This window comes from Acidovorax bellezanensis, from assembly GCF_025421555.1.
In the GTDB taxonomy this organism is placed as follows: domain Bacteria; phylum Pseudomonadota; class Gammaproteobacteria; order Burkholderiales; family Burkholderiaceae_C; genus Comamonas; species Comamonas bellezanensis.
Genome location: NZ_JAODYH010000005.1, coordinates 297,899 through 315,940, shown reverse-complemented (window position 1 = coordinate 315,940; position 18,042 = coordinate 297,899). Strand labels below are relative to the sequence as shown.

14 protein-coding genes are annotated in these 18,042 nt (G+C 66.9%); 10 read left to right on the top strand and 4 right to left on the bottom strand.

Features of this window, described 5'->3' with window-relative positions:
- Complete coding sequence (gene uvrA, locus N0K08_RS12940) at window positions 1–3,054, bottom strand: excinuclease ABC subunit UvrA (RefSeq protein ID WP_408642946.1); 3,054 nt, start codon at window positions 3,052–3,054, stop codon at window positions 1–3.
- 233 nt (window positions 3,055–3,287) lie between these two features.
- Here uvrA and N0K08_RS12935 point away from each other — a divergent pair, with 233 nt between their 5' ends.
- The 6 genes from N0K08_RS12935 (at window position 3,288) to N0K08_RS12910 (ending at window position 10,850) form a co-directional block, all read left to right on the top strand.
- The gene (locus N0K08_RS12935) at window positions 3,288–4,466 is read left to right on the top strand and encodes an MFS transporter (RefSeq protein ID WP_261500790.1); all 1,179 of its coding nucleotides are present in this window, start codon (window positions 3,288–3,290) and stop codon (window positions 4,464–4,466) included.
- A 293-nt stretch (window positions 4,467–4,759) separates the two neighbouring features.
- A complete protein-coding gene (ssb, locus tag N0K08_RS12930; RefSeq protein WP_261500789.1) occupies window positions 4,760–5,365 on the top strand; it encodes a single-stranded DNA-binding protein in 606 nt (201 codons plus the stop codon).
- Between the two features lie 173 nt (window positions 5,366–5,538).
- On the top strand, window positions 5,539–7,821 hold the full coding sequence (locus N0K08_RS12925; RefSeq protein WP_261500788.1) for an FdhF/YdeP family oxidoreductase: 2,283 nt from the start codon (window positions 5,539–5,541) through the stop codon (window positions 7,819–7,821).
- Window positions 7,818–8,069: a helix-turn-helix domain-containing protein gene (locus N0K08_RS12920; protein ID WP_261500787.1), complete on the top strand. Its 252-nt coding sequence runs from the start codon at window positions 7,818–7,820 to the stop codon at window positions 8,067–8,069. The genes N0K08_RS12925 and N0K08_RS12920 overlap by 4 nt, the downstream gene beginning before the upstream one ends.
- A gap of 81 nt (window positions 8,070–8,150) precedes the next feature.
- Window positions 8,151–8,615 carry a type III secretion system chaperone gene (locus N0K08_RS12915; RefSeq protein WP_261500786.1) on the top strand — a complete coding sequence of 155 codons (465 nt, stop codon included), beginning with the start codon at window positions 8,151–8,153 and terminating at the stop codon, window positions 8,613–8,615.
- 18 nt (window positions 8,616–8,633) lie between these two features.
- Entirely contained in the window at window positions 8,634–10,850 is a 2,217-nt protein-coding gene (locus tag N0K08_RS12910; RefSeq protein WP_261500785.1) for a hypothetical protein, read from the top strand.
- A 14-nt stretch (window positions 10,851–10,864) separates the two neighbouring features.
- Here the strand turns inward: N0K08_RS12910 and mnmA are convergent, their stop codons facing one another.
- Complete coding sequence (gene mnmA / locus N0K08_RS12905) at window positions 10,865–11,998, bottom strand: tRNA 2-thiouridine(34) synthase MnmA (protein WP_261500784.1); 1,134 nt, start codon at window positions 11,996–11,998, stop codon at window positions 10,865–10,867.
- Between the two features lie 64 nt (window positions 11,999–12,062).
- Between mnmA and N0K08_RS12900 the strand changes: the two genes are divergently transcribed.
- The 4 genes from N0K08_RS12900 to N0K08_RS12885 all read left to right on the top strand — a co-directional run bounded on the left by N0K08_RS12900 (window position 12,063) and on the right by N0K08_RS12885 (window position 16,815).
- Entirely contained in the window at window positions 12,063–13,052 is a 990-nt protein-coding gene (locus N0K08_RS12900) for a LysR family transcriptional regulator (protein WP_261500783.1), read from the top strand.
- A gap of 88 nt (window positions 13,053–13,140) precedes the next feature.
- Window positions 13,141–14,559 (top strand): FAD-dependent tricarballylate dehydrogenase TcuA, encoded by a 1,419-nt coding sequence (gene tcuA / locus N0K08_RS12895; RefSeq protein ID WP_261500782.1) that lies wholly within the window; start codon window positions 13,141–13,143, stop codon window positions 14,557–14,559.
- Window positions 14,560–14,570: 11 nt separating this feature from the next.
- Window positions 14,571–15,794 (top strand): tricarballylate utilization 4Fe-4S protein TcuB, encoded by a 1,224-nt coding sequence (gene tcuB, locus N0K08_RS12890; protein WP_261500781.1) that lies wholly within the window; start codon window positions 14,571–14,573, stop codon window positions 15,792–15,794.
- Between the two features lie 43 nt (window positions 15,795–15,837).
- On the top strand, window positions 15,838–16,815 hold the full coding sequence (locus tag N0K08_RS12885; protein WP_261500780.1) for a Bug family tripartite tricarboxylate transporter substrate binding protein: 978 nt from the start codon (window positions 15,838–15,840) through the stop codon (window positions 16,813–16,815).
- Window positions 16,816–16,963: 148 nt separating this feature from the next.
- On the opposite strand, the gene N0K08_RS12880 is transcribed toward N0K08_RS12885, so the two are convergent.
- Complete coding sequence (locus N0K08_RS12880) at window positions 16,964–17,467, bottom strand: NUDIX hydrolase (protein WP_261500779.1); 504 nt, start codon at window positions 17,465–17,467, stop codon at window positions 16,964–16,966.
- A complete protein-coding gene (locus tag N0K08_RS12875; protein WP_261500895.1) occupies window positions 17,460–17,969 on the bottom strand; it encodes a GNAT family N-acetyltransferase in 510 nt (169 codons plus the stop codon). The genes N0K08_RS12880 and N0K08_RS12875 overlap by 8 nt, the downstream gene beginning before the upstream one ends.
- Between the last annotated feature and the right edge of the window lie 73 nt (window positions 17,970–18,042).

Sequence of the window (18,042 nt, the reverse complement as noted above, 5' to 3'; positions counted from 1 at the left end):
TTATTCCGCGGCCGTCAGATAACGGCGCAGGTAATGGCCGGTGTGGCTGCCCTCGTGGGCGGCCAGTTGCTCTGGCGTGCCCGTGGCGACCACGTTGCCGCCACCGGCGCCGCCTTCGGGGCCCATGTCGATCAGCCAGTCGGCGGTCTTGATCACGTCGAGGTTGTGCTCGATGACGACGATGGTATTGCCCGCGTCGCGCAGCTGGTGCAGCACCTTGAGCAGCAGGTCGATGTCGGCGAAGTGCAGGCCCGTGGTCGGCTCGTCGAGGATGTAGAGCGTGCGGCCGGTGTCGCGCTTGCTCAGCTCCTGCGCCAGCTTGACGCGCTGGGCTTCGCCGCCCGACAGCGTGGTCGCGCTCTGGCCCAGGCGGATGTAGGACAGGCCCACGGCCAGCAGCGTCTGCAGCTTGCGCGCGATGCTGGGCACGTCCTGGAAGAAGGCATGGGCGTCTTCCACCGTCATCTGCAGGATCTGCGCGACGTTCCTGCCCTTCCACAGCACTTCCAGGGTTTCGCGGTTGTAGCGCTCGCCGTGGCAGATGTCGCAAGGCACGTAGACGTCGGGCAGAAAGTGCATTTCCACCTTGACCACACCGTCGCCCTGGCAGGCTTCGCAGCGGCCGCCGGCGACGTTGAAGCTGAAGCGCCCCGGGCCGTAGCCGCGTTCCTTGGCCGTGGGCGTCTCGGCCATCAGATCGCGGATGGGCGTGAACAGGCCGGTGTAGGTCGCGGGGTTGCTGCGCGGCGTGCGGCCGATCGGCGACTGGTCGACGTTGATGACCTTGTCGAAATACTCCATGCCCACGACTTCGTCGTGCGGCGCGGGCTCTTCGCTGGCGCGGTAGAGCTGGCGCGCGACTTCGGCGTACAGCGTGTCGTTGACCAGCGTGCTCTTGCCCGAGCCCGAGACGCCGGTCACGCAGGTGAACAGGCCCACGGGGAATTCCACCGTGACGTTCTTCAGGTTGTGGCCGCGCGCGCCGACCACGGTGATCGCCTGCAGGTCGCCCTGGCGCGCCACATGCTCGGCCTGGCGCTCGGCGCGGCGCAGCGACGCGGCCGACTGGGGAAAGCGGGACTTGCTGGGCGCGGGCGCGGCCAGAGCGGATTTGACCACCGGCAGCCAGGGCGTGCGCCGCGCGGGCACGGCAATCGACTGCGTGCCCGCCAGATAGCGCCCGGTGGGCGAATCGGGGTTGTTCTTGACCTGCTCGAACGTGCCCTGGGCCATGACGCGCCCGCCATGCAGGCCGGCGCCCGGCCCCATGTCGATGATCTGGTCGGCCGCGCGCATCATGTCTTCGTCGTGCTCGACGACGATCACGCTGTTGCCGATGTTGCGCAGGTGCTGCAGCGTGGCGATCAGCCTGTCGTTGTCGCGCTGGTGCAGGCCGATGCTGGGCTCGTCGAGCACATACATCACGCCCGTCAGGCCGCTGCCGATCTGGCTGGCCAGGCGGATGCGCTGGGCCTCGCCGCCCGACAGCGTCTCGGCGCTGCGGTCCAGGCTCAGATAGCTCAGGCCCACATCGTTGAGGAACATCAGCCGCGACGTGATTTCTCGCACCACCTTGTCGGCGATGTCGGCCTTGGCGCCGTGCAGCTTGAGCTGGGCAAACCAGGCATGGGATTCGGCCAGCGTGGCGCGGCTGACTTCGTAGATCGCGCGCTGCTGCTCGCCTTCGCCGATGCGCACCCAGCGCGCTTCGCGGCGCAGGCGCGTGCCTTCGCAGTCGGGGCAGCAACGCGTGCTGCGCAGGCGCGCCAGGTCGTCGCGCACCACGCTGGAGTCCGTCTCGCGGTAGCGCCGCGCGATGTTGGGAATGATGCCTTCGAACGGGTGGTGCTTGATCAGCGGCTGCTTCTGGTGCTTGCCGCTGTCAGTGAAGTAGGAGAAGGCGATGGCCTCCTCGCCCGAACCCCACAGCACGCTCTGGCGCACGGCCTCGGGCAGGTCTTCGAACGGCTGCTCGATGTCCGCGCCGTAGTGCGCGAGCACGTTCTCCAGCATGGTGAAATAGTAGGCATTGCGCCGGTCCCAGCCCTTGATGGCACCGCTGGCCAGGCTCAGCGAGGGGAAGGCCACGACGCGCTCGGGATCGAAGGAATCGCTCTGGCCCAGGCCGTCGCAGGTCTGGCAGGCGCCCTGGGGCGAGTTGAAGGAAAACAGCCGCGGCTCCAGCTCGGGCAGCGAATAGCTGCACACCGGGCAGGCGAACTTGGCGCTGAACCAGTGCTCCACGCCGGTATCCATTTCCAGCGCGATCACGCGCCCGCCGGCCTCGCTGCCGCCCGCGCGCAAGGCCGCTTCAAAGCTCTCCGCCAGGCGCTGCATGGCGTCCGGGCGGATCTTGAGGCGGTCGATGACCACGTCGATCGAGTGTTTCTCGTTTTTCTGCAGCTGCGGCAGCGATTCCACTTCGTAGATCTGGCCGTCGATGCGAAAGCGCACATAGCCCTGGGCCTGCATCTGGGCAAACAGCTCGGTGAATTCGCCTTTTTTCTCGCGCGCCAGCGGCCCCAGCACCATCAGCTTGGTGTCTTCGGGCAGCGCCAGCGCCGCATCCACCATCTGGCTGATGGTCTGGGCCTGCAGCGGCTGCTCGTGGTCGGGGCAATAAGGCGTGCCGGCGCGGGCATACAGCAGGCGCAGGTAGTCGTTGATCTCGGTGACCGTGCCCACGGTGGAGCGCGGGTTGTGGCTGGTGGCTTTCTGCTCGATGCTGATCGCCGGCGACAGGCCTTCGATCAAATCCACATCCGGCTTGTCCAGCCGTCCCAGAAACTGGCGCGCATAGGCCGACAGGCTTTCCACATAGCGCCGCTGCCCTTCGGCATACAGGGTGTCGAACGCCAGGCTGGACTTGCCCGAGCCCGACAGGCCCGTGATCACCACCAACTGGTTGCGCGGAATATCGAGATCGATGTTCTTCAGGTTGTGCGTGCGCGCGCCGCGAATGCTGATGCGCGATTGCGCCAGGGCATGGCCCAGGTAGCGTCCGGAATCAGCGGTCGCAACCAGGTCGGAAGGGGAGGATGTGGGGTCGTTCACGGACGCAGGCGCTCCATGCGGGGAAACCTAGCATGATAGTGAGCCTGGCCATCGAACAGTGCAGGATCTGCAGATCACGGACAATCGGGCCTGTTATTGTGCAGACCATGCCCCGGCATCGGTCTGCCGCGCCGCGACGGCCCTCTTCCAATCACTTGCATTTTTTGCGCGTGCCACAAACGACCACTCCCCTTTCTGCGGCTTCCTCCGCCCCCGCCCAGATGTCTTCCACGATGACTCCGCTCGAGCGCCGCGCCAGCGGCAGCCTGGCGCTGATCTTTGCCTTGCGCATGCTCGGACTGTTTCTGGTCCTGCCCGTGTTCGCCCTGGAAGCGCGCAAGTACCCGGGCGGAGACGATCCCGCGATGGTCGGCCTGGCCATGGGCATGTACGGCTTGACCCAGGCTTTTTTCCAATTGCCGCTGGGCCTGGCCTCCGACCGCTTCGGCCGCAAGCGCGTGATCGTGATCGGCCTGCTGGTGTTCGCGGCCGGCAGCCTGCTCGCGGCCATGGCCGATTCGCTCACCGGCCTGATGGTCGGCCGCGGCCTGCAAGGCGCGGGGGCCGTGTCCGCGGCCGTCACGGCCCTGCTCGCCGACCAGACACGCGACGCCGTGCGCACCAAGGCCATGGCCATGATCGGCGGCTCCATCGGCCTGATGTTTGCGCTGGCCCTGGTCGCCGGCCCCGTGCTGGCCGCCTGGGCCGGCCTGTCGGGCGTGTTTGCGCTGACCTTTGCGCTGGCCCTGGCCGGCGTCGCCGTCGTGCTGTGGGTCGTGCCGCCCGAGCCCTTGCAACACAAGAACCAGCCGCGCGGTCGCCTGGTCGAGCTGCTGCACCAGCCGGATCTGCTGCGCCTGAACCTGGGCGTGTTCGTGCTGCACACGGTGCAGATGGCGATGTGGGTCGCCGTGCCCGCGCTGCTGCTGCAGGCCGGCCTGGCCAAGGGCGCGCACTGGCAGATCTACCTGCCCGCCGTGCTGCTGTCCTTCATCGCCATGGGCGGCATGTTTTCGCTGGAGCGCAAGGGCAAGCTGCGCATGGCCCTGCTGGGCGCCATCGCCCTGGTGCTGGTCGTGCAGCTGGGCCTGGGCGTCGTCGCCGCCAGCGGCACCACTCCTTCGCTGTGGCTGATGGGCCTGCTGATGCTGGTGTTTTTCTGCGGCTTCAACATCCTCGAAGCCAGCCAGCCCAGCCTGGTATCGCGCATGGCGCCCACGTCTCTGCGCGGCGCGGCGCTGGGCACCTACAACACCTTGCAGTCGCTGGGCCTGTTTGCCGGCGGTGCGCTGGGCGGGGCCATCGCCAAATGGGCCGGCATGCCCAGCCTGTTTGCCGTGACGGCCGTGCTCACGGCCATCTGGCTACTGGTGACCTGGCCGCTGCGACCTACAACTAAAAGCACCCCCTGAGCCGCTGACGCGGCTCCCCCCTCTCATCCTTCGGTGGAGGGGGGCGGCACCATCGCTGCGGGGCGGCCCTTGCTCGGTGCCCCCAGGCTGGGCCGCGCCAGTTGCATGGGCTGCAACCCCGTGGCTAACGCAGCTTCTCAGCCCTGAGCGCATTACGGGTTTTCTCCACTGTTCCTGGTGAACGGATATCCTGCGTAATGTGCTGTCACCAGGGGTTGCGGCACAATCCACCATCTGGCGCGGGAACCCTTATCTTTTGGCCCGCGCTACCTATTTTTCGAGGTTTTTCATCCATGGCATCCGTCAACAAAGTCATCATCGTCGGCAATCTGGGCCGCGATCCGGAAATGCGCACTTTCCCCAGCGGTGACCAGGTGGCCAATGTGACCATCGCCACCACCGACCGCTGGCGCGACAAGAACACTGGCGAAAACAAGGAATCGACCGAATGGCACCGCGTGGTGTTCAACGGTCGCCTGGCCGAAATCGTCGGCCAGTACCTGCGCAAGGGTTCACAGGTCTATGTCGAAGGCTCGCTGCGCACGCGCAAGTGGACCGACCAGGCCACGGGCCAGGAGCGTTACGCCACTGAAATCCGCGCCGACACCATGCAAATGCTGGGCAGCCGTCAAGGCATGGGCGGCGGTCAGGGCCAGCAAGGCGGCGGCTACAGCGATGACAGCGGCTATGGCGACAGCAGCGGCGGTAACGGCAACAGCGGTTACGGCGGTGGCAACGACGGCGGCTACGAACCCGCTCCCCGCCGCCCCGCCCCGGCCGCGCCCCGCGCCGCAGCACCTGCCCAGCGCATGGCCCCTCCCGCACCCGCACCCATGGCTCCGGCCCCCCAGCGCGCGGCTTCGGGCTTTGACGACATGGATGACGACATCCCGTTCTGACTCCGCCTTAGTAGTGTTTTGTTGTTAGTAGGCCTCTGCTCTTCATGAGCAGGGGCCTTTTTTCTTGTCGCGCGGCGCTGGCCATCGGCCTGCCGCCTGTGGTACGCTTTTTTCGCGCGTTTCCTATCACCCACAGGCCTTGGCGCACGCCACCCACGCAAAGCGCTCGACCCATGTCAGAACAAAAAATCGAATTTTACGAAGGCCCTGCGGGAGGCTGGGGCGCGCTGCGCAGCGTCAAGAACACCTTGCTCAAGCACGACATCGCCATCAAGGGCGCCAAGACCCTGCTGTCGGCCAACCAGCCCGACGGCTTTGACTGCCCGGGCTGTGCCTGGCCCGATCGCAACCATGCGTCCAGCTTCGAGTTCTGCGAGAACGGCGTCAAGGCCGTGGCCGCCGAAGCCACGGCGCGGCGCGCAGGCCCCGATTTCTTTGCCCGGCATACCGTCGCCGAAATGATGGCGCAAAGCGATTTCTGGCTCGAAGACCAGGGCCGGCTCACGCAGCCCATGCGCTATGACGCCACCAGCGACCGCTATCTGCCGGTGGAGTGGACCGAAGCTTTCGCGCTGATCGCCCAGCATCTGAACGCCCTGCCCGACCCCAACCAGGCCATCTTCTACACCTCGGGCCGGGCCAGCAACGAAGCCGCCTTCCTGTACCAGCTGTTCGTGCGCGAGTACGGCACCAACAACTTCCCCGACTGCTCTAACATGTGCCACGAGCCCAGCGGCAGCGGCATGCGCCCGCAGATCGGCGTGGGCAAGGGCACGGTCACGCTGGAGGACTTCGAGCAGGCCGATGCCATTTTCATCTTCGGGCAAAACCCGGGTACCAACCACCCGCGCATGCTGGGCGAGCTGCGCGCCGCCCACAAGCGCGGAGCGCGCATCGTCAGCTTCAACCCGCTGCGCGAGCGGGGCCTGGAGCGTTTCCAGGATCCGCAAAGCAAGCTGGAGATGGCGACCCTGGGCGCCACGCCCATCAGCACGCACTATTTCCAGGTGCTCCCCGGCGGCGACCTGGCCGCCGTCAAAGGCATGATGAAACATGTGCTGGAACAGGAAAGTGCGTTGGGCGGCATTCTGGACCACGCCTTCATTGCCGAGCACACCAGCGGTTTCGAGGCCATGGCGGCCGACCTGCGCGCCGAGTCCTGGGAGGTTCTGGCGCTGGAATCGGGGCTGGACGAAGCGCAGATGCGCAGCGCCGGCGATGTCTACATAGGCGCCAAGAGCAGCATCGTCTGCTGGGGCATGGGCATCACCCAGCACACCCATGCCGTGGCCACGGTGCAGATGCTGGTCAACCTGCTGCTGCTGCGCGGCAACCTGGGCCGCCCCGGCGCCGGGGCCTGTCCGGTGCGCGGCCACAGCAACGTCCAGGGCGACCGCAGCATGGGCATCTGGGAGAAGCCGCCGGCTGCGCTGCTGGACCGGCTGCAGCAGGTCTTCGGCTTTGCCCCACCGCGCGCCGACGGTGTCGACACGGTGGAAGCCATCCGCTTGATGCTGGACGGCCGGGGCCGGGTGTTCTTCGCGCTGGGCGGCAACTTTGCCGCGGCCACGCCCGACACCGACGCCACCTGGCGCGCGCTGCGCCAGTGCGATCTCACGGTGCATGTGACGACCAAACTCAACCGCAGCCACCTGGTGCACGGGCGCGACGCGCTGATCCTGCCCTGCCTGGGCCGCACGGAGATCGACCTGCAGGCCGCGGGCCCGCAAAGCGTGACGGTGGAAGACTCGATGAGCATGGTGCACCTGTCCGCGGGCATCAACCCGCCGGCGTCGGCGCAGTTGCTGTCCGAGCCGGCCATCGTCGCGCGCCTGGCCGCGGCCACGCTGGGCGACAGCCGCACGGACTGGCTGTGGCTGATCGAGGACTATGCGCGCATCCGCGACCTGATCGCCCAGGTGTTCGACGACTTCCAGGACTTCAATGCCCGCGTCGCCACGCCCGGGGGCTTTCGCCTGTACAACCCGGCCAGCGAGCGCATCTGGGCCACGGCCAGCGGCAAGGCGTCCTTCCAGACCCACCCCGTGCCACGCGATACGCCCATGCACCGCGCGCGCGCCAGTGCTCCCGAGCAAATCGTTTTCTCGCTGATGACGACGCGCTCGCACGACCAGTACAACACCACCGTCTACGGCATGGACGACCGCTACCGCGGCGTGTTCGGCCAGCGCCGCGTGGTGTTCATCCACGCCGAGGACATTCGCGCCCTGGGCATGCAGGACGGCGACTGGGTGGACCTGCGCACCGTCTGGGACGACGGCCAGGAGCGGCGCGCCGAGCGCTTTCGCCTGGTCGCCTACGACATCCCGCGCGGCAACATCGCCGCCTACTACCCCGAGACCAACCCGCTCGTGCCGCTGTCGGCGATCGCCATCGGTGCGGGCACGCCCACGTCCAAAGCCGTTCCCGTGGTGATTCAGCCCCACGCCGGATGACGCCAGGCCCTGACAGCCTGGAACAGGCCATCCTGCAGGCGCTAGCGCAGTTGCCCGAGGGCAGCGGCATGTCCCTGCCGCGCCTGGGCAAGCAACTGGGCCAGAGCGCCAGCGTGCTGATGCGCTGCCTGGCCACCATGGGGTCGGCTTCACTCGGAGGCACCACGGGGCCGGGCTGGGTGGAGGTGCAGCAGCAGGACGGCCACTGGCGCGTGACGCTGACACCGGCAGGCCGGCGCCAGGCCTGAACCCTGCGCCCGGGCATGGAACCGGCGCACCTTATCCGTTACTCACAGGCACCTCCCTCCATTCCATTGCCTGGAGCTTTCATGGATTTCTCATCGTTCCTGCAGGAAATCGGTGCTGCCGCTCATCTGGACACCAGCGCCGCGGCCCAGGCCGGCGGCTGCACCATCGTTTTCAGTGCCACCATGGAGGTCACGTTCGAGCACGATGCCAAGACCCAGGTGGTGCAGGTCTTCGCGCCGGTGCTTGCGGCCGGAGAATGGCCGGTCGAGCTGCGCGCGCGCATGCTGGCCAGCGTGCTGGAGCTGCATTTGTTCGGCCTGGCCACCGATGGCAACTATTTCGGCTTCGACTCCCAGCTCGACCGCATCATGTTCTTTCGCAGCATTGCACTGCCCGGACTGGCGCCGGCGCAGGCAGTGCAGGCCGTCGAGTCCTTCGTCAACCAACTGGAGCGGCTGCAAAGCCATCTGGCGCGTGCCGCCGCAGCGCAAGCGGCACCGAGCGTGACCGAAAAACCCAAGCCTTTGTCCATGCAACGCGTCTGAGCCAGCGAGGATAGACCGATGGAAGTCCGCGGCACGAGCAGCTACATAGGGACAGGAGTCAAAGCCCTGGCATTTGCGGCACTGAACCGCTTCGACAGCTTGAATTCGCTGGTCAATCGCATGACCGGCGGAAGCATCAACCGTGACACGCTCGCCCAGAAAGTGATGCGCGACGGCATACACATGGCCCTGCAGGCCAGCCTCCCCCTCAGCCTGCAGGATCGCCAGGCCAGCATTCTTCCGCTGCTGGCCAGACTGGTGCACGGCGACACGCGGGAAGAGGTCTCCACCTCGATCAAGGAGCTCGCGGACGTACTCACCCCGGTCGACAGCCACCCCATGGATGGCATGGCGGCGACGCTGAAAACCATGGGCAAGGAGGCCGGACGGCTGGCGGCCGCGGGGCTGGCATCCATCGCGGCCCAGCACATCAACGAAACGCATATCGTTGAGAAAGTGCTGCACACCATGCTCAAGGAGCACGGCTGGACATCTTTGGACAACTACATGGAAAGCATGCTGACGGCTCTGCCGTTCGGCAAGGGCTTCGCCGCCAACCTGGGCAAGAACCTCTTGCAGCGGGCCATTCTTGACCGGCCTGAATTCGATCGCAGCCATTCGCCCGAATTCCGCCTCCTGGCCGATGAAGCCCATGCCAGCATCACCGACCAGGCCTACAGCAAGCCGCTGGCCAACTACTTTCTGCGCAGTGCCGCCGCGGACATGCCCACCGCCCTGGACAGCGCGACGAAAGCCGGACTGAGCATCGCCGACACCACGCTGCTGACGTCGCGAGTGCTGGCCAAAGGCGTGACCGACGTCACGGAAAATCTGCAGCAATCCCAGTACTCGCAGGCCTTGATCAATACGGGCACCACACTGCTCCAGGCCAGCACCACGCTCGCCCATGGCGTATTCCATGACATTGCCCCCGCCTTGACGCAGGCCACGGGGGACTTGGCCAAAGTCTCGGGCAAGACCGCCTTGGCCGGCCTGGCCTACGCTGCGCCCCTGGCCTATCAGGGCACCCTGAGCTTCTACCAGGGGACCAAGCCCTGGATAGACAGCACCCAGCATGCCTTGGTCGGGGCGCCAGCCTCCCAGGATGTGCGCAAGGCCTACGCCAAGGACATCGCGCAGGCACAGACCAGCCCGCTCCTGGCGGCCCCGGTACCGCAGGCCCACGGCAGCGACAGCCAATGGGTGGACCAGCTCGCCAGGCAGCAGGCCATCGCCCTGGATGCCACGCCGGATGCGCCGCCCTCCACCCACGAGCGCCTGGCCTCGGTAGTGGAGGCTTTCCAGCAAGGGCAGATAGACTCCGCACGCTACAACGCCCTGACCCAGCTCACCGAGCAGCTGGACGTCGAACAGCTCTCCCCGTTCGGTGCGCTCTCCGGCTCGCTGAAGACCGCGCACAATATTTCCGGCAACCTCGCCCGCCTGGAGTCGGAAAGCCTGGCTTCGATGGCATTCGGCGCCGCCACGGCACAGACCATGGGCGGCGTGATCGATGCGAGCACGGTCAAGGAAAGCAGCAAGGGCGGATACAAGGTCGCCGACGTCTATGCCCGGCAGGTAGGCCAGCTGGCGCTGGATTTCCCCGCAGGGGTCTACAGCCACGCCGATGCCGGCCTGGACACGGCCAAGGCCGCGAGCAACTACGCCCTCGGCTCCTGGGGCTATCCGGATGTCGGCGTGGCGGATTGGGCCGAGCTGCGCAAACTGCACAACACCTGTGGCGGCAACGAGCAGCTGACACTCAAGGTCAGCAGCTACCTGGACCCCGCCATGGCGTCCCAGGCGCTCTCGGCGCCTGTGCTGGGCGAGCTGGATCCGCACGACAGCGGGCTGCTGCGCTTGCCCACAGGCCTGCAATTGCAGCTGACCGAGACCACGCCCCAACACCAATACCAGTTGCGGCGCGACGGCGAGAACGTGGTGCTGACCATCAGCGCCGTCTGGGACATCGCGCAGTACGGCACGGATGCACAACGGCTGCGCAGTCCCCAAGGCGCGCAGACCAGCCAGCTCACCGCCGCCATCCACATCACGGTGTCACCGACGGGCAGCGTCAGCCATTCCGCCCCGTCGCTGCAATGCGCCATCCGCAACGCATTCAAATTCGACAGCTATGGCGCACTGCAGGCCCCCGCCACGCCGCAGCCGGAAATCAGCGTCTCCCACCTCGAGCACTTTGAGGCGCCGCTGGACCAGGCTTTGGCTGCCACCTGAGGCCAGCGGACGGCTCAGTCGCGCTGAGGCGGTGAATAGGGCGCCACGGCCGCAATCATGCCGCCGCCCAGGCAGACGTCGCCGTCGTACAGCACGGCCGACTGGCCGGGCGTCACGGCCCATTGCGGCTCGGGGAAGTCCAGGCGGAAGCTCGCGTCCGTGGCCTGGCTGATCACGGCCGGCGAATCGGGCTGGCGGTAGCGCGTCTTGGAGCCATAGAGACCGGGCGCCGGTGGCTCGCCCGCGACCCAGCTGGCGTTGTCGGCATCGAGCTGCGGCGACAGCAGCCAGGGATGGTCATGGCCTTGGACCACGCGCAGGATGTTCCTGTCGAGCTCCTTGCGCGCGACAAACCAGGGGTGGTGCTCGCCGCCGCCGCGCTGCGCGCCTTTTTCCTTGATGCCGCCAATGCCCAGGCCCTGGCGCTGCCCCAGCGTGTAGAACGACAGGCCTTGATGACGGCCCAGCTTGCGGTCGCGGTCGTCGAGGATCCAGCCCGGTTCCTTGCTGATGTAGCGGTTGAGGAAGTCGCGGAACGGCCGCTCGCCGATGAAGCAGATGCCGGTCGAGTCCTTCTTCTTGGCGTTGGGCAGGCCGATTTCCTCGGCGATGCGCCGCACTTCGGTCTTGTGCAGCTCGCCCACGGGGAACAGCGTCTTGGACAGCTGGGCCTGGTTCAGGCGGTGCAGGAAATAGCTCTGGTCCTTGGCCGGGTCCAGCCCCTTGAGCAGCTCGAAGCGCTGCGTCTGCAGGTTCTGGCGCACGCGCGCATAGTGGCCCGTGGCGATCTTCTCCGCGCCCAGGCGCATGGCATGGTCGAGAAAGGCCTTGAACTTGATTTCGGCGTTGCACAGCACGTCGGGATTGGGCGTGCGGCCGGCCTGGTATTCGCGCAGGAACTCGGCGAACACCCGGTCCTTGTACTCGGCTGCGAAGTTCACGTGCTCGATCTCGATGCCGATCACGTCGGCCACGGCCGCAGCGTCGACGAAGTCGACATTCGACGAACAGAATTCGCTGTCGTCGTCATCTTCCCAGTTCTTCATGAAGATGCCGACCACGTCATGGCCTTGCTGCTTGAGCAAATAGGCGGTCACCGCCGAATCCACGCCGCCTGAAAGGCCCACCACCACCCGATGCTTTGTCATAGGTGTGCGATTATCCCAGCCACCCGCCCAGAACGGGTTGGTGGGGACAAATACAGGACAAGCAATGGAATTGCGGCAGCTGCGCTACTTTGTGCGCATTGTGGAAATGGGCTCGATGAGCCGCGCGGCGCGCGAACTCGACGTCGTGCAGTCGACGCTGAGCCAGCAGATCACGCGGCTGGAGAGCGAACTCGCCGTGCGCCTGCTGCAGCGCACGCCGCGCGGCGTCGTGCCCACCGAGGCCGGCGTCGCGTTCTTTCGCGAAGCCCAGCTCGCGCTGCGCCATGCCGACCAGGCCGTGCGCAGCGCCCAGCAGTCGCGGCTGTCGGGCTCGGTCAGCCTGGGCCTGGCGCCGACCACGGCCACCATACTCGCGCTGCCGCTGATGCAGGCCATGCGTGCGCGCTACCCCGATGTGCGCCTGCACATGGTGGAGAGCATGTCGGGCCATCTGGCCGAAATGCTCAACGCGCGCGCACTCGACATGGCCGTGCTGTTCGATTCGCGCCTGCATGGCAGCGAGGCCGGCCCGGCCAGGCCAGGCCAAGCGCGGCCCGGCGGCCGGCGCTGGCAGGTGCACCCGCTGATCGAGGAACGGCTGTTCCTGATCCGCTCGCGCCGCCACCCGCACGCCAGCCCGCTGCCCGCGTCCATGGCGCTGGCCGACCTCGCGCTCGAGCCCTTGATCCTGCCCACGGGCCAGCACGGCCTGCGCAGCACGCTGGACACCGCGTTCGCCCAGGCGCGCTTCACGCCGCATGTGGTGCTTGAAGTCGATTCGCTGTCCATGGTCATGGCGGCCGTCGATGCAGGCCTGGGTTCGTCACTGCAGCCCTGGGCGGCCATGGGCCGCTTCGAGGACGCAGCCCAGCGCTTCGAGTCGGCGCTGATCACCGACAAGGACGCGCAGCGCACCAACCTACTGTGCAGCCTGTCCGAGGACGAGCTGTCGCCCGCCGCGCTGGCCGCGCGCGTGGTGCTGGTCGACTGCGTGCGCGAACTCGTGCAGTCTGGCGCCTGGAGCGGCACCGAAGCCATCCATCACGATCACTGATACCCCCATGCACTGAGCCCCCTGCACCGGGGGCGGGTTGATTCCTACAGTTGAGCTCCCCCCGAGAGAGACTGCAAGGAGAATTCCCATGGACACCGATGTTCTGGTCATCGGTGGTGGCAACGCTGCCCTTTGCGCCGCCCTGATGGCGCGCGAAGCAGGTGCGCGCGTGCTGCTGCTGGAGTCCGCACCCCGCGAATGGCGCGGCGGCAACTCCGCCCACACCCGCAATCTGCGCTGCATGCACGATGCGCCGCAGGACGTGCTCGTCGAAGCCTACCCCGAAGAAGAGTTCTGGCAGGACCTGCTCAAGGTCACGGGCGGCATCACCGACGAACACCTCGCGCGCCTGGTGATACGCGCTTCCTCGACCTGCCGCGACTGGATGCGCCGCCATGGCGTGCACTTCCAGCCGCCGCTGTCGGGCGCGCTGCATGTCGCGCGTACCAACGCCTTCTTCATGGGCGGCGGCAAGGCCCTGGTCAACGCCTATTTCCGCAGCGCCGAGGCGCTGGGCGTGGAAATCCGCTACGAAGCGCCCGTGGACAGGCTGGAAATCGACAACGGCCGCTTCGTTGCCGCCTGGAGCTGCGGCCAGCGCATCACCGCCAAGAGCTGCGTGCTCGCGGCCGGCGGCTTCGAATCCAACCGCGAATGGCTGCGCGAGGCCTGGGGCCAGAACGCGCGCGGCGAATGGCCTGCGGACAACTTCCTGATCCGCGGCACGGCCTACAACAAGGGCGTGCTGCTCAAGCACTTGCTCGACGAGCAGCAGGCCGACCGCATCGGCGACCCGACCCAGGCCCACATGGTGGCTATCGACGCGCGCGCGCCGCTGTACGACGGCGGCATCTGCACGCGCATCGACTGCGTCTCGCTGGGCGTGGTCGTCAACCGCGACGCCGAACGTTTCTACGACGAAGGCGAGGACTTCTGGCCCAAGCGCTATGCGATCTGGGGTCGGCTCGTGGCCCAGCAACCGGGCCAGGTCGCCTATTCGATCATCGACGCCAAGGCCATAGGCCGCTTCATGCCGCCGGTGTTCCCGGGCATCACGGCCAACAGCCTGCCCGAGCTCGCCGAAAAGCTGGGCCTGGACGCCGCGACGTTCACCAGCACGCTCGCGGCCTACAACACGGCCTGCCGCGTGGGCCAGTTCGACCACACGGCCCTCGACGACTGCCACACCGAAGGCGTCGCGCCCGCCAAGACCCACTGGGCCAGGCCCATAGACACCGCGCCGTTCTACGGCTATGCGCTGCGCCCCGGCGTGACCTTCACCTACCTGGGCCTCAAGGTCGACGACACCGCCGCCGTGCGCTTCGCGGGCCAGGCCAGCAGCAACCTGTTCGTCGCCGGCGAAATGATGGCCGGCAACGTGCTGGGCAAGGGCTACACGGCCGGTGTAGGCATGTCCATAGGCACGGCCTTCGGCCGCATCGCCGGACGCAACGCGGCCCTGGCCGCACAAGGCCTGCCAGCCGTCGCTGGCGCCGTCAACGACTAGGAAACCGTTCCATGCAAACCCTGCAATCCCTGACCGAAGACGCCAAGGCCCTGGCCAACGGCCTGCCCGTGGCCGCCGCCAGGTCGCCCGCCAAGGTCATTCCCATCCAGGTGATCTCCGCCAAAGACGAAGTCGCGCGCGCGCTGCAGATCTGCAATGCCTGCCGCTACTGCGAAGGCTTTTGCGCGGTGTTTCCGGCAATGACGCGCCGGCTCGAGTTCGGCACGGCCGACGTGCACTACCTCGCCAACCTGTGCCACAACTGCGGCGCCTGCCTGCACGCCTGCCAATACGCGCCGCCGCATGAGTTCGCGGTCAACATCCCCAAGGCCATGGCCGAAGTGCGCGGCAAGACCTATGCCGACTACGCCTGGCCGCCCGCGCTGGGCAGCCTCTACCAGCGCAACGGCCTGACGCTGTCGCTGGCCCTGGTCGCGGCGTTGACGCTGTTCCTGGTGCTGGCCGTGGTGCTGCAGGGCAATGGCCTGGCCGCGCTCTGGGGCGCCGATCTGGGCGGCAACTTCTACCGCCTGTTCCCGCACAACCTGCTGGTGGGCATGTTCGCGCCGGTGTTCCTGTTCGTGGTGTTCGCGCTGTTCATGGGCGTGCGCCGCTTCTGGACGGAGATCAAGCCCGCGACCAGCGGCGTCGATGTCGGCAGCGCCGCGGCCGCCGAAGCGACATCCGACGTGCTGCGCCTCAAATACCTCGACGGCGGCCACGGCCAGGGCTGCAACAACGAGGACGACGCCTACACCCAGCAGCGCCGCCGCTGCCACCACCTGACCTTCTACGGCTTCATGCTGTGCTTTGCCGCGACCGGCCTGGCCACGGTCTACCACTACGTGTTCGGCTGGGCCGCGCCCTACGACCTGCCCAGCCTGCCCAAGATCCTGGGCGCCGTGGGCGGCGTGAGCCTGATGCTGGGCACGGCCGGCCTGTGGCGGCTGAACTTCAAGCGCCATCCGCAGCACGGCGACGCCAGGCAAAAGCCCATGGACCTGGGCTTCATCGCCCTGCTGTTCGTGGTCAGCGCCAGCGGCCTGGCGCTGTGGCTGGGACGCGGCACGCCCGCGCTGGCCCTGCTGCTGTGCCTGCACCTGGGCGCGGTGATGGCGCTGTTCGCCACCCTGCCCTACGGCAAGTTCGCGCACGGCGTGTTCCGCAGCGCGGCGCTGCTGCGCCACAACACCGAAAAACGCCAGCCCAACCCCATAGGACTGGGCGCGGACTGAAGCGCCGCAGCCACCCCACGACAACAACAACCAGGAGCCCCCCATGAAACGCCGCACTCTCCTCCATACTGCCGTGCTCGCCTCCGCGACACTCAGCGGCCTGTCCCAGGCCCAGGACTTCCCACCCAAGAAAGCCGTGACCATGGTCGTGGGCTTTGCCGCCGGCGGCGCCGCCGATGCGGCCGCGCGCCTGATCGCCAAGAAGCTGGGCGAAAACATAGGCCAGACGGTGGTGGTGGAAAACAAGGGCGGCGCGGGCGGCAACATCGCCCACGGCCAGGTCGCCAATGCGGCCACCGACGGCTCGGTGATCCTGTTCGGCTCGGTCGGGCCGCTGACCATCGCCCCCCACCTGATGAAGCTCACCTACGATCCGTTCAAGGACCTGGCACCGATCTCCGGCGGAGTGAACTTCCCGAATGTGCTGGTCGCGCACAAGGGCACGGGCGTGAAGACACTCAAGGAATTTGTCGCCCTGGCCAAGAAGAAGCCCGGCAGCGTGGACTATGCCTCGTCGGGTGCGGGCTCGGCCTCGCACCTCGCGGGCGAATTGTTCAACCAGCGTGCAGGCGTGGAAATGGTGCATGTTCCCTACAAGGGCGGCGCACCGGCCCTGCAGGATCTGCTGGGCGAGCGCGTGACCAGCTACTTCGCCGCTCCGCCGACGGCCATGCCCCATGTGGAAACCGGCAAGCTGATTCCACTGGCGACCACCGGTCTGACGCGCCCCGCCTACCTGCCCCACATTCCCACGGTGGCCGAAGCCGGCTATCCGGGCTTTGAAGCCCTCAACTGGTATGCCTTCGTCGGTCCGGCCAAGACGCCCGCAGCCATCCTGGACCGCTGGAATCTGGAAATCGTCAAAGTGCTGGGCGACGAAGAGGTCAAGAAGGCCTTGCAGCAACACGGCCTGACGCCCCAGCCGACGACACGCCAGGAGCTCGGCGCCTTCATGAAGAAGGAATCCGAACAGTGGGGCAAGGTGGTGCGCGAACGCCGACTGCAAGGAAGCACCCCCTGAGCCGCTTCGCGTCTTCCCCCTCTCAACCTGCGGTGGAGGGGGACGGCACCCTCGCTGCGCGACGGCGCTTGCTCGGTGCCCCTGGGCTGGAGCACGCCAGTTTCATGCGCCGTGGATAGATAACTGAGAGCCACCCCCACGGCCCGGCTCAGGCAGCCCGGGGCGACGGTGCCGGCACTTCGTAGACGCTGCCGTCCACATGCACCAGGCTCAGATCAAAGCGCTGGCCCGCGAGATAGTCGCGCACGGACTGCAGCACCATCGGGCTGCGGTGCCGTGCCACGCTGGACTGCAGCTCGGCAAGCGTCATCCACAGCGTGCGCACGATGCCGTCATCAAGCGCGCGCTCTGGATGGTGGGTGCCCAGCTCGCCCGTGAAAGAAAAGCGTACATAGGTGATGTCGGCCCCCGTACGCGTACGGGTGAAGCGATTCATGTAAATGCCCACCACGGCCTTGGGCGTGAAGCTGTAGCCGGTTTCTTCCAGCACCTCGCGTGCGCAGGCGTCTATGGGCGACTCCGCAGGGTCGAGATGGCCGGCCGGCGTATTCAGCTTCAGACCATCGGCCGTTTCTTCTTCCACCAGCAAAAACCGTCCATCTTTTTCAATGATGGCGGCCACAGTGACATTGGGTTTCCAGCGATTAGGCATATCCCACATTATCGCCAGACTCGCCGCCTGCCGACACTGCGTCCTCATCAGAGAACGCACGCAGCATATAAACCGCTTCGCTCCCATAACTCCCCAGGCACTGCTGCTGCAGGGGATCTTGCAGCGAATACACGCTGTAACCATGGCGACACCAGTAGTCCTGCGAGCCCTGCACCGACACCAGGGCCGAGTACCGCATGCCACGGCGCAAGGCCTGCTCCCACAACGGCGCCAGCAGGCAACGGGCCAGGCCCTGGCCGGCCTGGGCGGGGTGCACGGCCATATCGTGCAGATACAGCGTATCGGGCTGGTCGCAGTCGTCAAAGTCGCCATGCAAGGGCGTGACCTTGCCCCGCGCCGACCAGTAGGCCGCCAGGTAGGCCACCACTTCGCCGCCGCGCAGCGCCACCAGCGAGCAGTTCGCGGGACTGGCCAGGCGACGCGCAAACAGCTCGTGGCCTTCGACGTAAGCCTCGCCATAACAGAGCCGCTGTATCTCCATCACCGCCGGCAGATCGGCAAGCTGCAAAGGCCGCACGGCACAGGGCGACGTGCGGCCGTCATCCAAGGAGAGG

Excerpts from the sequence above, each read along its gene's own strand:
- N0K08_RS12915 (WP_261500786.1), top strand. The coding sequence starts at position 8,151 with ATGGATTTCTCATCGTTCCTGCAGGAAATCGGTGCTGCCGCTCATCTG.
- mnmA (WP_261500784.1), bottom strand. The coding sequence starts at position 11,998 with ATGACAAAGCATCGGGTGGTGGTGGGCCTTTCAGGCGGCGTGGATTCG.
- ssb (WP_261500789.1), top strand. The coding sequence starts at position 4,760 with ATGGCATCCGTCAACAAAGTCATCATCGTCGGCAATCTGGGCCGCGAT.
- N0K08_RS12925 (WP_261500788.1), top strand. The coding sequence starts at position 5,539 with ATGTCAGAACAAAAAATCGAATTTTACGAAGGCCCTGCGGGAGGCTGG.
- N0K08_RS12885 (WP_261500780.1), top strand. The coding sequence starts at position 15,838 with ATGAAACGCCGCACTCTCCTCCATACTGCCGTGCTCGCCTCCGCGACA.
- tcuA (WP_261500782.1), top strand. The coding sequence starts at position 13,141 with ATGGACACCGATGTTCTGGTCATCGGTGGTGGCAACGCTGCCCTTTGC.
- N0K08_RS12880 (WP_261500779.1), bottom strand. The coding sequence starts at position 17,467 with ATGCCTAATCGCTGGAAACCCAATGTCACTGTGGCCGCCATCATTGAA.
- N0K08_RS12910 (WP_261500785.1), top strand. The coding sequence starts at position 8,634 with ATGGAAGTCCGCGGCACGAGCAGCTACATAGGGACAGGAGTCAAAGCC.
- N0K08_RS12875 (WP_261500895.1), bottom strand. The coding sequence starts at position 17,969 with ATGGAGATACAGCGGCTCTGTTATGGCGAGGCTTACGTCGAAGGCCAC.
- N0K08_RS12900 (WP_261500783.1), top strand. The coding sequence starts at position 12,063 with ATGGAATTGCGGCAGCTGCGCTACTTTGTGCGCATTGTGGAAATGGGC.
- tcuB (WP_261500781.1), top strand. The coding sequence starts at position 14,571 with ATGCAAACCCTGCAATCCCTGACCGAAGACGCCAAGGCCCTGGCCAAC.
- N0K08_RS12920 (WP_261500787.1), top strand. The coding sequence starts at position 7,818 with ATGACGCCAGGCCCTGACAGCCTGGAACAGGCCATCCTGCAGGCGCTA.
- N0K08_RS12935 (WP_261500790.1), top strand. The coding sequence starts at position 3,288 with ATGACTCCGCTCGAGCGCCGCGCCAGCGGCAGCCTGGCGCTGATCTTT.